12 protein-coding genes and 2 pseudogenes are annotated in these 15,377 nt (G+C 68.9%); 7 read left to right on the top strand and 7 right to left on the bottom strand.

Annotated features, from left to right (window positions below; genetic code table 11):
• Positions 1–47: 47 nt before the first annotated feature.
• The 4 genes from U9R90_RS26270 to U9R90_RS26285 all read right to left on the bottom strand — a co-directional run bounded on the left by U9R90_RS26270 (position 48) and on the right by U9R90_RS26285 (position 5,133).
• Complete coding sequence (locus U9R90_RS26270) at positions 48–1,739, bottom strand: glycoside hydrolase family 13 protein (protein WP_411059148.1); 1,692 nt, start codon at positions 1,737–1,739, stop codon at positions 48–50.
• A gap of 111 nt (positions 1,740–1,850) precedes the next feature.
• Positions 1,851–2,774, bottom strand: a complete 924-nt coding sequence (locus U9R90_RS26275; protein ID WP_411059807.1) for a sugar ABC transporter permease — start codon at positions 2,772–2,774, stop codon at positions 1,851–1,853.
• Between the two features lie 5 nt (positions 2,775–2,779).
• The gene (locus U9R90_RS26280) at positions 2,780–3,781 is read right to left on the bottom strand and encodes a carbohydrate ABC transporter permease (RefSeq protein ID WP_411059149.1); all 1,002 of its coding nucleotides are present in this window, start codon (positions 3,779–3,781) and stop codon (positions 2,780–2,782) included.
• 71 nt (positions 3,782–3,852) lie between these two features.
• Positions 3,853–5,133, bottom strand: coding sequence for an extracellular solute-binding protein (locus U9R90_RS26285; protein ID WP_411059150.1), 1,281 nt, complete (start codon positions 5,131–5,133; stop codon positions 3,853–3,855).
• 349 nt (positions 5,134–5,482) lie between these two features.
• Between U9R90_RS26285 and U9R90_RS26290 the strand changes: the two genes are divergently transcribed.
• Together U9R90_RS26290 and U9R90_RS26295 are read left to right on the top strand one after the other, a co-directional pair.
• The gene (locus U9R90_RS26290) at positions 5,483–6,508 is read left to right on the top strand and encodes a LacI family DNA-binding transcriptional regulator (protein WP_411059151.1); all 1,026 of its coding nucleotides are present in this window, start codon (positions 5,483–5,485) and stop codon (positions 6,506–6,508) included.
• A 145-nt stretch (positions 6,509–6,653) separates the two neighbouring features.
• Positions 6,654–7,577 (top strand): phosphatase PAP2 family protein, encoded by a 924-nt coding sequence (locus tag U9R90_RS26295; protein ID WP_411059152.1) that lies wholly within the window; start codon positions 6,654–6,656, stop codon positions 7,575–7,577.
• Here the strand turns inward: U9R90_RS26295 and U9R90_RS26300 are convergent.
• The gene (locus U9R90_RS26300) at positions 7,565–10,552 is read right to left on the bottom strand and encodes a bifunctional [glutamine synthetase] adenylyltransferase/[glutamine synthetase]-adenylyl-L-tyrosine phosphorylase (protein ID WP_411059153.1); all 2,988 of its coding nucleotides are present in this window, start codon (positions 10,550–10,552) and stop codon (positions 7,565–7,567) included. The two genes, U9R90_RS26295 and U9R90_RS26300, sit on opposite strands and share 13 nt — an antisense overlap.
• 167 nt (positions 10,553–10,719) lie before the next feature.
• Between U9R90_RS26300 and U9R90_RS26305 the strand changes: the two genes are divergently transcribed.
• Positions 10,720–11,148, top strand: coding sequence for a VOC family protein (locus tag U9R90_RS26305; RefSeq protein WP_411059154.1), 429 nt, complete (start codon positions 10,720–10,722; stop codon positions 11,146–11,148).
• Between the two features lie 64 nt (positions 11,149–11,212).
• Here the strand turns inward: U9R90_RS26305 and U9R90_RS26310 are convergent, their stop codons facing one another.
• Positions 11,213–11,737: an RICIN domain-containing protein gene (locus tag U9R90_RS26310; protein ID WP_411059155.1), complete on the bottom strand. Its 525-nt coding sequence runs from the start codon at positions 11,735–11,737 to the stop codon at positions 11,213–11,215.
• Between the two features lie 166 nt (positions 11,738–11,903).
• Between U9R90_RS26310 and U9R90_RS26315 the strand changes: the two genes are divergently transcribed.
• From U9R90_RS26315 to U9R90_RS26330, 4 genes and pseudogenes are all read left to right on the top strand, one after another.
• On the top strand, positions 11,904–12,638 hold the full coding sequence (locus tag U9R90_RS26315) for a cytochrome c biogenesis CcdA family protein (RefSeq protein WP_411059156.1): 735 nt from the start codon (positions 11,904–11,906) through the stop codon (positions 12,636–12,638).
• 122 nt (positions 12,639–12,760) lie between these two features.
• Positions 12,761–13,188: pseudogene (locus tag U9R90_RS26320) on the top strand (hypothetical protein); the annotation flags it as partial.
• 161 nt (positions 13,189–13,349) lie between these two features.
• Positions 13,350–13,472 (top strand): annotated as a pseudogene (locus tag U9R90_RS26325) (helix-turn-helix domain-containing protein); the annotation flags it as partial.
• The gene (locus tag U9R90_RS26330; protein ID WP_411059808.1) at positions 13,455–13,982 is read left to right on the top strand and encodes a Scr1 family TA system antitoxin-like transcriptional regulator; all 528 of its coding nucleotides are present in this window, start codon (positions 13,455–13,457) and stop codon (positions 13,980–13,982) included. The pseudogene U9R90_RS26325 and the gene U9R90_RS26330, both read left to right, overlap by 18 nt.
• Here U9R90_RS26330 and U9R90_RS26335 read toward each other — a convergent pair.
• The gene (locus U9R90_RS26335) at positions 13,886–15,247 is read right to left on the bottom strand and encodes a glutamine synthetase family protein (protein ID WP_411059157.1); all 1,362 of its coding nucleotides are present in this window, start codon (positions 15,245–15,247) and stop codon (positions 13,886–13,888) included. The genes U9R90_RS26330 and U9R90_RS26335 overlap by 97 nt on opposite strands.
• Positions 15,248–15,377 lie beyond the last annotated feature (130 nt).

Genomic DNA, 15,377 nt, shown 5'->3' on the forward strand with positions numbered 1-15,377 from the left:
GGGGGGCCCGGGGGTGGCGGCCCCCCCCCCCCGCGGCAGGGGGATCGTCACACTGCCCACCAGACGGTGCTGTCGGCCGGCAGCTCCACCTCGGCGTCGCCGGTCAACGGCTCGGCGCTGGCCAGCAGTTGGCGGCCGGGACGCGGGATGCGTACGGCCTCACCGGTGGTGTTGGCGGTGCAGACGAACGAGCCCGCACGGCGGAAGGCCAGCACGCCCTCGGGGGCGTCCAGCCACTCGACCACGTCGCCCGCGCCCAGTGCGGGCTGCTCGCGGCGTACCGCGAGGGCGCTGCGGTACAGCTCAAGGGTGGAGTCCGGGTCGCCGGTCTGTGCCTCGACGCTCAGGTCGGCCCAGGCCGCGGGCTGCGGCAGCCAGCTGCCGCCGGTCCCGAAGCCGTACGAGTCGCCCTCGACGGTCCACGGGATCGGCACCCGGCAGCCGTCGCGGAAGCCGTCCTGGCCGCTGGCCCGCCAGAACGACGGGTCCTGGCGTACCTCGTCGGGCAGGTCGGTGACGTCCGGCAGGCCGAGTTCCTCGCCCTGGTACAGGTAGGCGGAGCCGGGCAGCGCCAGCATCAGCAGGGTCGCGGCGCGGGCCCGGCGCAGGCCGAGTGCGCGGTCGCCCGCCTCGCGCAGCTGGGTGCCCAGGCCCGCGGGGTTGGCGAACCGGGTGGCGTGCCGGGTGACGTCGTGGTTGGAGAGCACCCAGGTGGCGGGGGCGCCGACCGGGCGCATCGCGCCGAGCGAGGTGTCGATGACCTCGCGCAGTTCGGCGGCGTCCCAGTGGGTGCCCAGGTACTGGAAGTTGAAGGCCTGGTGCAGCTCGTCGGGGCGTACGTAGTGTGCGGTGCGCTCCACGGTGGGCGTCCATGCCTCGGCGACGGCGATCCGGTCGCCGGGGTACTCGTCGAGGATGCGGCGCCAGCTGCGGTAGATCTCGTGCACGCCGTCCTGGTCGAAGAACGGCATGACGTCGTTGCCGAGGAGCTTGAGCTGCTCGCCGTCGCCGCCGATGTCCGGCAGGCCTTCGGCCTTGACCAGGCCGTGGGCGACATCGACCCGGAAGCCGTCGGTGCCCATGTCCAGCCAGAAGCGCAGGATCGAGCGGAACTCGTCGGCGACGGCCGGGTGCTCCCAGTTGAAGTCGGGCTGCTCGGGCGCGAACAGGTGCAGATACCAGTCGCCGGGCGTGCCGTCGGGGTTGGTGGTACGGGTCCAGGCGGGTCCGCCGAAGATGGACTCCCAGTCGTTGGGCGGGAGTTCGCCGTCGGTGCCCTTCCCGGAGCGGAAGTGGTAGCGGTCGCGCAGCGCCGAGCCCGGGCCCTCCTTGAGGGCGCGCTTGAACCACTCGTGCTGGTCGGACGAGTGGTTGGGCACCAGGTCGACGATGATGCGCAGGCCCAGTTCGTGGGCGTCGCGGATCAGCGCGTCGGCGTCCAGGAGGGTGCCGAACATCGGGTCGATCGCCCGGTAGTCGGACACGTCGTAGCCCGCGTCGGCCTGCGGCGACGCGTAGAACGGGCTCAGCCATACGGCGTCGACGCCGAGGTGACGCAGATACGGAAGTCTGCTGCGTACGCCCTCGAGGTCGCCCATGCCGTCGCCGTTGCCGTCGGCGAAACTGCGCGGATAGACCTGGTAGATGACCGCGTCCCGCCACCAGCCTGGGCGGTCGGCGGTGCTGCGGTCGGCAGCGGCGTCCGTACCGGCGGTGGCGTCAGCGAGGTGCTGGGTCATGGCATCCCTGGGTGTGGTGATGGTGGTGGGGCCGCGACCGGTCCGGAGGTGGTCCGGACCGGCGCGGCCGACGTCTGGTTCGTACGGATGGAAAGGGACGTGGCGGGGGACTCAGCCCTTGGTTCCGCCGGCGGTGAGTCCGGCCACCAAGTTGCGCTGCACCAGGAGGAATATCAGGCCCGCGGGGACCGTGATGATGACCGCGGAGGCGGCGAGGTAGCCCCACTCCGCCTTGTGCTGGCCGATGAAGCTCTGCAGTCCCACGGAGAGCGTGAGCATCGCGTCGCTGCTCAGGAAGGCCCGTGCGAAGGCGACTTCACCCCAAGCGGTGATGAACGAGTAGAACGCGGTGACCGCCAGGCCGGGCTTGGCCAGCGGCAGGATCAGCCGGTAGAAGGTGCCGAACGGGGTGAGTCCGTCGACCCGCCCTGCCTCGTCGATCTCGTGCGGGACGGTGTCGAAGTAGCCCTTCATCATCCAGGCGCAGAACGGCACCGACACCGAGCAGTACGTGAGGATCAGGCCGACGTAGGAGTCGAGCAGCCCGAAGCCGCCGAGGATGTTGTAGAGGGCGACGATCAGCACCGCCACCGGGAACATCTGGGTGACGAGCAGCACCCACATCAGCGACTTGTGGCCGGGGAAGCGCATCCGCGAGATGGCGTAGCCGGTGGAGGCCGCGATGAAGACGCCGAGGACGGTGGTGCCGCCGGCGACCAGGACCGAGTTGGCGAACCAGCGCGGGAACTCCGTCTCGGTCAGTACGTAGGTGTAGTTGCTGATCTCCAGGCCGCCTTCGGCGCTGGTCGGCGTGGTCCAGCCGTTCCGGCCGCGCAGCGAGATGAAGACCATGTAGGCGATCGGGAAGACCGCGACCAGAGCCGCGACGATCAGCCCCAGGTGCAGTCCCAGCGAGGCCAGCGGGGACCGCTCGTCGCGGCCGCGGACCTTGCGGGGCGCGCGGGGCGGCTGGGGCGGGGTGTGCGAACGGCCGTGTGCCGACGGCTGGGCACTGTCGTGCCGGGATTCGGTCATCGCGCTCACTGGGTGGCCTCCTGACGGTTGAGCAGGCGCCGGTAGAACACGGCGAACACCAGCAGCATGGAGAGGATGATGATTCCGTAGGTGGCCGCGCCGGCGTAGTCGCGCACCGAGCCGAAGGCGAGCCGGTAGGCGTAGGTCACCAGGATCTCGCTGTTCATGGCGTTGGCCTCACCGAGCATCAGATAGATGATCGGGAACATGTTGAAGGTCCAGATGGTGCCGAGCAGGATCACCGTGGAGCTGACGGGCTTCAGCCCCGGCAGAGTGACATGCCGGAACCTCTGCCAGGGGGTCGCGCCGTCCATCTCGGCGGCCTCGTACTGGTCGCTGGAGATGGACTGCAGTCCGCCGAGGATGGCGACCATCATGAAGGGGACGCCCAGCCAGACGTTGACGCCGATGACCGCGACCTTCTGGGTGAAGGTCTCGCCGAGCCAGTCGACGGGGGCGAAGCCCAGTTTGCCGAGCAGGGCGTTGAACACGCCGGACTCGCTGTTGTACATCATGCGCCAGATGTAGGTGGCGACGAACGGCGGGACCGCCCAGGGCAGGATCAGCATGACCCTGTACAGCGAGCGGCCCTTGAGCTTGCGGTTGAGCAGCATGGCCAGGCCCAGGCCGATGGTGTAGTGGAAGAACACGCAGGACGCGGTCCACACGACCGTCCACCACAGCTTGGGGTAGAACTCGCCGTCGGCGCCGGACAGGATCCGCCAGTAGTTGTCGAGGCCGATGAACTCGTAGGTCGCCGGGATGGTGGTCTCACCGAGCTGCTTGGCGACGTTCAGTTCGTTGGCGTCGGTGAAGGACAGATAGATCCCCCGGCCCAGGGGATATCCGATCAGCACGCCGATCACCAGGACCACCGGCAGCACCATGGCCCAGGCGTACCAGTACCGGTCGTAGGAGCGCTTCATGCGGGTGAGAAGCCCAGCCTTGGAAGACCCAGACGTGGCGGACCCAGTCGCCTGCGCGGGCTGTGCGGTGGCTTTCTTCATGGTTTCCCTGCTTGTGTACGGCTCTGGTCCGGCCCGGCAGCGTCAGGACTGCCGGGCCGGACCAAAGAGGCCTACTTGGTCGAGTAGTCCTTGAGGGACTGCACGTTGGACTTCCACTTGTCGGCGGTGGCGTCCAGGCCCTTCTCAACAGAGGTGTTGCCCTTGAGGGTCTCGATGTACTGCTTGGTCCACTCGGCGAACATGTCGCTGACCCCGGCGACGTTGGGGCGCGCGGTGGCGTCGTCCAGTACGTCCTTGAAGGCGCCCTTGATCGGGTCGGAGATGACCGCGGGGGTGTAGGCGTCGTCGCGGGTCGGCAGCACACCGGTCTCGGTGGCGGCGGTCTCCTGCGACTTCTTCGAGGTCATGAAGGCGACGAACTTCTGGGCCGCGGTCTTCTTGGCGGCGCTGGAGCCGTTGTAGACGACGAGGTTGTGGCCGCCGGTCGGGGTGCCCGCCTTGCCGCTGGAGCCGGCCGGGACCGAGGCGATCCCGAGGTTCTCCTTCTCCTTGAAGGCCTTGCCGGTCAGGTCGTCGGCCGTGGACCACGGGCCGTTGATGACCATGGCGACCTTGCCGTCCTTGAAGGCGGCCTGCATGTTGTTGTAGCCGTCGGTGTAGTCCGGCTTGACGGCCACGCCGTCCTCGATCAGGTCCATCACGGTCTGGACGGCCTTGTTGCCGGCCTTGTCGTTGACGGTGATCTTCTCGCCCTCGACGTCGACCATCGAGCCGCCCTCGCCGTACAGGAAGGGCAGGGCGAAGTAGCTGTCCGGGTTGAGGTAGATACCGTCGACGCCGGTCTTCTTCTTGATGGTCTTGGCGGCCTTGGCGAGCTCGTCCCAGGTGGTGGGGGCCTCCACACCGGCCTCGTCGAAGATGTCCTGGTTGTAGAGCAGGGCGAGGGCGTCGGTGACCTGGGGTACGCCGTAGAGCTTGCCGTCGACCTTGGCGCCTTCGACCAGGCCCTTCTTGAAGGAGTCGAGTTCCTTGACCGCGTCGGTGCCGTCCAGCGGGGCGAGGTACTGGTTGGCCGCGAGCCCGGCCGTCCAGCCGACGTCGGCGCGCAGCACGTCGGGCGCCTTGCCGGCCTGCGCGGCGGTCTTGTACTTCTGCTCGGCCTCGGCGAACGGGACGTTCTGGTACTTGACCTTGATCCCGTCGTTCGCCTTCTCGAACTCCTTGACGAGCTTCTTGTAGGTCGGCGCCTCGTTCGTGGCATCCGAGGTGTCCCACCAGGTGATGGTGACCGGGCCGCCGGCCTTGTCGCCACTGTCGCTGTCGCCACCGCAAGCCGTTGCCGCAAGCGCCAGGCTCGCGATCATCGCGGTGGCCGCTATGCCACGCCGCATGTGAACTCCTTCAAAGGTCCCCGGAACGACGGAGGCGAGCGTGCCTCCCGCTTACCGCGCCCTCGCGGCGCCGGGTTCGGCAGGAACGTAACAACGATGAAAGCCGACCGAAAGACCTTGCGGCAATTTTCTGCAAGACGGGTTGATCGTTACCTTCGCGTGTCCGGAAGGTTGCCACCAGATCGCTTGACAGTGGTGACAGCACGGGACCAGAGCTACGCAAGGGCCTGCAAGGCACCCCGCAAGGGCTTGCAGAGACGACGTGGGGCCGACGCAGGGCCGCTTCGGGGCCGTGCGCTCCCCGGCATTTGGTGGGCAATCCGCCCTGTGACCGGTACAGTCCAGCTCTGTGACCGCACGGCTTGCCGACATCGCAGCCCAGGCGGGGGTCAGCGAAGCCACAGTCAGCCGCGTGCTCAACGGCAAGCCCGGTGTGGCCGCGGCCACCCGCGAATCCGTCCTGGCCGCACTCGACGTGCTCGGCTACGAACGGCCCACCCGGCTGCGCAGGCGCAGCGCGGGGCTGGTCGGCCTGATCACACCCGAGCTGGACAACCCCATCTTCCCGGCGCTCGCCCAGGTCATCGGCCAGGCCCTCACCCGCCAGGGGTACACCCCCGTACTGGCCACCCAGACACCCGGCGGCTCCACCGAGGACGAGCTCACCGAGATGCTGGTGGACCGCGGGGTCTCCGGGATCATCTTCGTCTCCGGACTGCACGCCGACACCAGCGCCGACATGGAGCGCTACGAGCAGCTGCGCGGCCAGGGCGTGCCGTTCGTGCTGGTGGACGGCTTCTCGCCGAAGGTGCGGGCGCCGTTCATCTCGCCCGACGACCGGGCCGCGATGCAGCTGGCCGTCACCCACCTCGTGTCGCTCGGCCACACGGAGATCGGGCTCGCGCTGGGCCCGCAGCGGTTCGTGCCCGTACAGCGGAAGATAGAGGGCTTCGTCAAGGCGATGCGCGAGCAGCTCGGCCTGCCATCCGACGACGTCGCGGAGCGGCTCGTCCAGCACTCCCTCTACACGCTTGAGGGCGGCCAGGCCGCGGCCGCCGCCCTGATGGACCGGAACTGCACCGCCGTCGTCTGCGCCAGCGACATGATGGCCCTCGGCGCCATACGAGCGGCCCGCCAGCGCGGCCTCAGAGTGCCGGACGACATCTCCGTGGTCGGCTTCGACGACTCCCCGCTCATAGCGTTCACCGACCCCCCGCTGACCACGATCCGCAAGCCGGTGCCCGCGATGGGCCAGGCGGCCGTGCGCACCCTGCTCGAGGAGATCGGCGGGACGCCCGCGCCGCAGAGCGAGTTCGTGTTCATGCCGGAGCTGGTAGTACGTGGTTCAACGGCTTCCGCGCCCAGGACCTCATAGCCCTGTGGGGTACCCACGGACAGTGGGGCACGGGCACCTAGGGGGATGTCCGGAACGAGACTCGTCCCTAGGGTGTAGGACGTGCATTCACGAACCAACCGAGGGATGATCAGACGGCGGGCTACTTCTGGCAGACTTTTGCTCCATGGGTGAGACGACTGTGACAGCACTGGAAGGCCGGACGGCAGCCGCGTCACCCGACGTCGACGAAGAACAAGGCCGCCCGGCACAGAGTTTTATGCGGCGCCTGCGCACTCAGCGTCGGCCGCGCCTGTGGTACGAGCTGGCCCTGATCGCGGTGAGCTACTGGCTCTACTCGCTGGTACGCAACGCGGTGCCGGAACAGAAGTCCGAGGCGATGCGCAACGCCGACTGGATTCTGAGCGCCGAGCACTCGATCGGCCTGGCCTTCGAGCAGAGCGTCAACCACGCCGTCAACTCCGTGACGTGGCTCATCGTCGGCATGAACTACTACTACGCGACGCTGCACTTCATCGTGACGATCGGTGTCCTGGTCTGGCTCTACCGCCGCCACCCCGGGCGGTACGCCGCCACCCGCACGGTGCTGTTCGTGACCACCGGTATCGCCCTGGTCGGCTTCTATCTGTTCCCGCTGGCGCCGCCGCGGCTGATGGAGGGCCATGACTACATCGACACGGTCCTGGTCCATCAGACCTGGGGCTCGATGGCCTCCGGCGACCTGAAGGAGATGACCAACCAGTACGCGGCGATGCCGTCGATGCACATCGGCTGGTCGCTGTGGTGCGGCCTGACCATCTTCGCGCTGGCGCGGGTGCCGTGGGTGCGGGTGCTCGGGCTGCTCTACCCGGTGGCGACCCTCGTCGTGATCGTCGCGACGGCCAACCACTTCTGGCTGGACGCGGTGGGCGGCATCCTCTGCCTCGCCGTCGGGTACGCGGTGGCCTACACGTGGTACGGGGCACTGCCGCACCGGCTCTCGCGCGAGGTACCACCCGCGCCCCAAAGGGGCGCGGGGCTGTGTCGATCTGCGGCTCCGCCGCGTGGGCGCGACAGCCACGACGCGCCCGCGGACAGCTACGCCCCGTAGAACAGCTCCTCCACCACCGCCCGCGCCCTGCGCGTCGTACGCCGGTAGTCGTCCAGCATCTCCCCCACCGTGCCGGGGTCGTACCCCAGGTAGCGGGCCACCGCCGCGAGCTCCCGGCCGCCCGCCGGGAAGGTGTCGCCCGCGCGGCCGCGGACCAGCATCACCGCGTTGCGCACCCGCGTGGCCAGCACCCACGCCTCGTCGAGGATCGCGGCGTCCTCGGCGGAGATCAGCTCAGCGGCACAGGCCGCGGCCAGCGCCGTACGGGTCCGCGTGGTGCGCAGCCCCGGCTCCACCCAGCCGTTCCTCAGCTGGCAGAGCTGTACGGTCCACTCGACGTCCGAGAGGCCGCCGCGGCCGAGCTTGGCGTGCAGCGTGGGGTCGGCGCCGCGCGGCAGCCGCTCGGCCTCCATCCGGGCCTTCAGACGCCGGATCTCGCGTACGGCGTCGTCGCCGAGGCCCTCGGCCGGGTAGCGCAGCGGGTCGGCCAGCTCCATGAACCGGCGCCCCAGGTCCGCGTCGCCCGCGACCGGCTCGGCGCGCAGCAGGGCGTGGCTCTCCCAGACCTGGGACCACCGCCGGTAGTACGCCTCGTACGACTTCAGGGTCCGCACCAGCGGCCCGGTCTTGCCCTCGGGGCGCAGGTCGGCGTCGATGAGCAGCGGCGGGTCGGCGCTCGGCACCTGCAGCAGCCGCCGCATCTCGGAGACCACGGTGTTCGCGGCCTTGGCCGCCTCCTGCTCGTCGACGCCCTCGCGCGGCTCGTGGACGAAGAGCACATCGGCGTCCGAGCCGTAGCCGAGCTCGTGCCCGCCGAAGCGGCCCATGGCAATGATCGCGAACCGGGTGGGCAGCTCGTCGCCCCAGCCCTCGCGGACGACGGCCCGCAGGGTCCCGGCAAGAGTCACCGCCGTCAGGTCCGACACGGCGTCCCCGACCCGGTCCACCAAGGCGCCGGGGTCCTCCTGGGCGGGGTGCTCGTCGGTGCCGTACGAGCCGATGAGGTCCGCGGCCGCGGTGCGGAACAGTTCGCGCCGCCGTACTCCACGGGCCGCTGTGACGGCCTGTACGGCGTCGTCGGCCCGGCCGACCGCGGACAGGACCTCCTGTTCCAGATGGGCGTGGTCGCGGGGCTCCAGGCCACGGGGATCGCCGAGCAGGGCCACCGCCTCGGGGGCGCGCAGCAGCAGGTCGGGGGCGAGTCGTCCGGCGGACAGCACCCGGGCCAGGTTCTCCGCCGCCGCGCCCTCGTCGCGCAGCAGCCGCAGGTACCAGGGGGTCTTGCCGAGCGCGTCGGAGACCTTGCGGAAGCCCAGCAGGCCCGCGTCCGGGTCGGCGGAGTCCGCGAACCAGCCGAGCAGCACCGGCAGCAGGGTGCGCTGGATCGCGGCCTTCCTGCTCACCCCGGAGGCGAGGGCCTCCAGGTGGCGCAGGGCGGCGGCCGGGTCGGCGTACCCGAGGGCGACCAGGCGCTCGCGGGCGGCGTCGGTCCGCAGCCGGATCTCGCCCGGAGCGAGCTGGGCGACCGCGTCGAGCAGCGGCCGGTAGAAGATCTTCTCGTGCAGGCGGCGGACCACCGACGTGTGCTTGCGCCAGGCGCGGTCCAACTCGGCGACCGGTTCGGTGCGCAGGCCGAGCGAGCGGCCCAGGCGCCGCAGGTCGGCCTCGTCCTCGGGCACCAGGTGGGTGCGGCGCAGCCGGTGCAGCTGGATGCGGTGCTCCATGGCGCGCAGGAAGCGGTACGCCTCGTCCAGCTGCCCGGCGTCCGCGCGGCCGACATAGCCGCCGTCGGCCAGGGCCTTCAGGGCGTCGAGGGTGGTACCGCTGCGCAGCGAGGTGTCATGGCGCCCGTGCACCAGCTGGAGCAGCTGGACGGCGAACTCGACGTCCCGCAGCCCGCCGGGCCCGAGCTTGAGCTCTCGCTCGACCTCGGCGGCCGGGATGGTGGCGACCACCCGGCGGCGCATCCGCTGCACATCGGGGACGAAGTTCTCCCGCTCGGCCGCCTGCCACACCAGCGGGGCGAGCGTGGCGACGTACTCCTCGCCGAGCTCGGGGTCGCCCGCGACAGCCCGCGCCTTGAGCAGCGCCTGGAACTCCCAGGTCTTGGCCCAGCGCTGGTAGTAGGCGAGATGGCTGGAGAGCGTACGCACCAGCGGACCGTTTCTGCCCTCGGGCCGCAGATTGGCGTCCACCGGCCAGATGGTGCCCTCGACGGTCGTCTCGGAGCAGATCCGCATCAGGTGGGCGGCGAGCCGGGTGGCGGCCTGCATGGCCTTGCCCTCGTCGGCGCCCTGCGCGGGCTCCCCCACGAAGATGACGTCCACGTCCGATACGTAGTTCAGCTCGTGGCCGCCGCACTTGCCCATCGCGATGACCGCGAGACGGCACGCGGCGTCGTCCGCGGGCGCGGCGGCGCGCGCGATGGCCAGCGCGGCGCGCAGCGTGGCCGTCGCCAGGTCGGCCAGCTCGGCCGCGGTCTCGGCCACGTCCGTGGTGCCGCAGACGTCACGGGCCGCGATGGACAGCAGGCAGCGGCGGTAGGCGACCCGCAGCGACACCGGGTCGGTGGCCGCCGCCAGGCCGTACTCGAACTCCTCGACGCCCGGGTGCAGATCGGACGGCTCATACGTCACCAGGGCCTGCCAGTCCCGAGGGTGGCGGGCCAGGTGGTCGGCGAGCGCCGCGGAGGCGCCGAGCACGCCGAGCAGCCGGTCCCGCAGCGGCTTCGCGGAGACCAGCGTGTCAAGGAGCACCTGGCGCTCGTCGGCGGGCTGCGCCTCCACCAGCCGCACCAGCCCGAGCAGCGCCAAGTCCGGGTCGGCGCACGCCCCGAGCGCGTCCAGCAGTACGGGGTCGGCGCGCACCGGGCCCAGCTCCGGTGTGTCCAGGAGCCGCTCGGCGGACGAGGGGTCGGTGAAGCCGTGCCGCAGCAGCCGGGTGAAGGTACTGCTTCTGCGCCCGCCCGCGGTCATGGTCCGGCCTCCCGTTCGCTCACACGTGTGGCCTGAGCCTAACCCCAGTGGCCAGCCGGGGACCCGTCGTACGTGCGGAGTCTGCGCAGGCGAAGGCGGGCTATCGCTGGTCTACTCGGTAGTGCCGCGCAACAGTTCCACCACCCCCACCCCCCAGGGAACGCACCATGCACTACACCCTCGAAGTGATCCCGCTGCCCGTCTCCGACGTCGACCGCGCCCGGGACTTCTACCGCGACAAGCTGGGCTTCCACGTCGACATCGACGCCGAGGTCGCGGAAGGCCTGCGCATCGTGCAGCTGACCCCACCGGGCTCGGGCTGCTCGATCGCGCTCAGCGAGCAGCTCTGGGACATGATGGAGGGCCCGAACCCGGCGCCCGGCTCGTACCAGGGCCTCCAGCTCTGCGTCTCCGACATCAAACAGGCCCGCGCCGAACTCGTCGAACGCGGCCTGGATGTGTCGGAGCCGGTGGTGTTCGTGCCGCAGGACGGCGGCACGTTCATGTACTTCAAGGACCCGGACGGCAACGGCTGGGCGATCCAGGAGTACCGCACCCGCGCCACCCAGCCGCTGCGCGACGTGATCCCGGCCTGACCGTGCTGCCGGTGCGCGCGCCGCACCGGCAGCAGCGGGCGGATGGCCACCCACTCCGCGTCCGTCAGGTCCAGCGTTGGTAGTTGCCCTTGTTGCAGGCCTTAGTCCGGACAGTGGTTCCAGTAGATCCGCTGCTGTCCAGGCAGCGGCCGGTAGCCTTGTTCTTCAGCTGCCATCCCTGGGAGTTCTTGGTCTCATACCAGCGCTGGTAGTTTCCACCGTTGCACTTGAGGGCGTAGACCCCACCCTTGCTATTGCTGTCCAGGCAGAGTTCCCCGGTGAACCGCCTGGTTTTCATTTCCCAAGCGTCGCCCTTCTTGTACTCGTGCCACTTGGCACCAGCGACCTTGCAGGAGCCAGTCAGGATCTGCTTCGGGTGTGCGATCACCAGGCAACCGCCGTTGGCCTTGTTCTTCCAGGTGACCTGTCCGTCAGCAAGAGCAGGCGTTGCCGTTGCGGTCACGATCACAGGGACCGCGACTACCGCCGCGAGTATCTTGCCAAGTCGACGCTTCTTCATTTTGATCCTCCCCATTGCCAACCCTGGCCCTCCAGGCTGCTGGTCATGCAGCCTGTTCTGCGGACTCACGGTTGTGATCTTGGAAGCGACCCTACATGACCTCCGTCGGAGGTCATGTACGAGGCAGGGGCCCGCGTAGTGGGTCGGAACCGACGTGCGAGACTCGTTGGGCTACCGCGCCTCGTACCCTGGAGAACCCGTGATCGGAATGGCTGCTTCCACGCAGGAAACCGTCATGAGCGGTACGCTGCTAGCCGCCGTCCCCATTGCCCTCATAGCCGGGTTGATATCGTTCTTCTCGCCCTGTGTGCTGCCACTAGTTCCTGGTTACCTGAGTTATGTGTCCGGGCAGTCCCTCGCGGACCTGACGGACGAGAGGGGCGGGCACTCACGAGGGCGGGTGCTGGCCGGATCGATACTGTTCGTCATCGGCTTCTCTGTTGTCTTCGTGACGCAGGGCGCGTTCTTTGGGTACTTCGGCCAGACCCTGCTGGAATATCAGCAGACCGCGAACATTGTGCTGGGCATCTTCACTATTCTGCTCGGACTGGTCTTCATGGGCCTGTTCCCTGGTTTTATGCAGCGAGAGATCCGGAGCCATCGCCGCCCTGCGGCAGGGCTGATCGGCGCCCCCCTGCTCGGCTTCGTCTTCAGCCTCGGCTGGGCTCCCTGCGTTGGCCCGACCCTGGCGACCGTCAACGCGCTGTCCTTCAGCGAGGGAAGCGCTGAGCGTGGTGCCCTGCTGGCCATCTTCTACTGTCTGGGCCTCGGCATTCCGTTCCTGCTGACAGCGCTCGCCCTTCGCCGCGCGATCGGTGCGTTCGGATGGGTCAAGCGGCACTACAAATGGATCATGAGGTTTGGCGGGGGCGTCATGGTCGTCGTCGGTATCTTGCTGACCACCGGGGCCTGGGCCTACCTCACCAATCAACTTCAAGTGTGGCAGAGCGGCTTCACGCTAGGGATCTAGGTGTATTGCTCACGAGCGTTGTTGACATTGGCCGGGCTTGATCATGGCGAAGACCTCCGGTGTGGTGGAGCTGTCTGGGAACGCACCACGCGGAGGTCTTCGTGTCCCACCGTAATCCCCGGCTGACCGTCTTTGGCAGGCGACTGCTGGTCGAGCGCGTCTGTTCTGGCCGCCCGGCCTCGACCGTGCACTGCGTTCTGGCCCGTCACCGGCTCAACCGCCTGTCCTGGCTGGACCGTCCGAACGGCACGGTGATCCGCCGCTACGAACGCGAACGCCCCGGCGAACTGATCCACGTCGACGTGAAGAAGCTCAGCCGGATCCCCGACGGCGGCGGCCACAAGGTCCTGGGCCGCCAGGCCGGCCGAGCCACCCGCAGCCGGATGGGCTTCGACTACATCCACTCCGCCGTCGACGACCACTCCCGCCTCGCCTACAGCGAGATCCACCCGGATGAGAAGGTCGCGACCTGCGCGGGCTTCCTCACCCGCGCGGCCACGGCATCACCCGCATCGAACGGGTCCTCACCGACAACGCCTGGGCCTACCGCAAGAGCCTGGCCCACCCGCGTCAACAACCCTGCGGGTCAATACACCTATGGCCTGTCCTGCCGTTGTCCTGTTCTTGTCCCGACTGTCCGGAGTGGCGGGCGGGTAAGGGTGCGCGCGGTGGACGAGAACGGTACGTCGGAGGTGGCAGAAGCGCTGGCGGGAGAAACGCGGGCTGAGCGTGGTCGAGTTCGCCGAGGCAGTCGGGTACGGCGAGGACCTGGTACGGAAGGTGGAGCGCGGGGCGCGGATTCCGAGAGCGGAGTACCTGGACAAGGCGGACGAGGTCTCCGGGGCGAACGACTTCATCTCCGCGATGAAGGAAGAGATGGCCAAGGCCCGGTACCCGAGGAATGTCCGGGAGTTGGCGAAGCTGGAGGAGCGGGCGGTTGAGATGCCCCTGTACAGCAACCACAACGTGCATGGGCTGTTGCAGACGAAGGAGTACACACAGGCGCTGCTCAGCGTGCGGCGGCCCGCGTACTCGCGAGGTGAACTGGAGCGGATGGCGGCAGGACGCATGGACCGTCAGTCGATCTTCGAGAGATCACCTGCTCCTGAACTCGGCTTCATTCAGGAAGAGGTGACTCTTCGGCGGTTGAGCCGAGCGCGCCGGGAGCTGTCGATGCGTGGTCACGTGACCACGCATGGTGGGGTGGCCCGGCCCCCCCCCATCGACACAGAGGCCCCGGTGACCGGCTACAGGACCGGGAGGTTCTTGCGGAGCTCGAAGGCCGTGACCTCCGAGCGGTACTCCTCCCACTCCTGCTTCTTGTTCCTGAGGAAGAAGTCGTAGACGTGCTCCCCCAGCGTCTCGGCGACCAGCTCGCTGCGCTCCATCAGCGTGATGGCCTCGCCGAGGTTCTGGGGCAGCGGCTCGATGCCCATGGCGCGGCGCTCGGCGTCGGAGAGCGCCCACACGTCGTCGTCGGCGCCCGGCGGCAGCTCGTAGCCCTCCTCGATGCCCTTGAGTCCGGCGGCGAGGAGTACGGCGTAGGTCAGGTACGGGTTCGCGCCGGAGTCGATGGAGCGCACCTCCACCCGCGCCGAGCCGGTCTTGCCCGGCTTGTACATCGGGACGCGGATCAGCGCGGAGCGGTTGTTGTGGCCCCAGCAGATGTACGAGGGCGCCTCGCCGCCGGCGCCCGCGGTGCGCTCGGAGCCGCCCCAGATGCGCTTGTACGAGTTGACCCACTGGTTGGTGACGGCCGCGATCTCGGCGGCGTGGGTGAGCAGCCCGGCGATGAAGGAGCGGCCGACCTTGGAGAGCTGGTATTCGGCGCCCGACTCGTAGAACGCGTTCCGGTCGCCCTCGAAGAGGGAGAGGTGGGTGTGCATGCCCGAGCCCGGGTACTCCGAGAACGGCTTGGGCATGAACGTCGCCTGGACGCCCTGCTCCAGCGCCACCTGCTTCATGATCAGGCGGAACGTCATGATGTTGTCCGCGGTGGACAGCGCGTCCGCGTACCTGAGGTCGATCTCCTGCTGGCCCGGCGCGCCCTCGTGGTGGCTGAACTCCACCGAGATGCCCATGGATTCGAGCATCGTGATCGCCTGGCGGCGGAAGTCCATGCCCACGTTCTGCGGGGTGTGGTCGAAGTAGCCGGAGGAGTCGGCCGGGGTGGGCCGGGTGCCGTCCACCGGCTTGTCCTTCAGCAGGAAGAACTCGATCTCGGGGTGCGTGTAGAACGTGAAGCCCAGGTCGGAGGTCCTGGCGAGGGCGCGCTTCAGTACGTACCGCGGGTCGGCGTACGACGGCGAGCCGTCCGGCATCAGGATGTCGCAGAACATCCGGGCCGTGCCGGGCGCCTCCGCGCGCCAGGGCAGGATCTGGAAGGTCGCCGGGTCCGGCTTGGCGATCATGTCGGACTCGTAGACCCGCGCGAAGCCCTCGATCGCGGAGCCGTCGAACCCGATGCCCTCGTCGAAGGCCTGCTCCAGCTCGGCGGGGGCGACGGCGACCGACTTGAGGAAGCCGAGGACGTCTGTGAACCACAGGCGCACAAACCGGATGTCGCGCTCCTCGAGCGTGCGGAGCACAAACTCCTGCTGCTTATCCATGTTCAGGTCCTACCCATCCTTGCTGGTCAGTCCGCCTGTCCCGCGTCTGGAAGGTACCGACGGGCACCTGAGCATCCCACCACACGGTTTCCCTGGTGTTGCGCACGCGCGTCTGAATACCCTCGATGCC

The organism is Streptomyces sp. E11-3 (genome assembly GCF_046540415.1).
GTDB lineage: Bacteria > Actinomycetota > Actinomycetes > Streptomycetales > Streptomycetaceae > Streptomyces.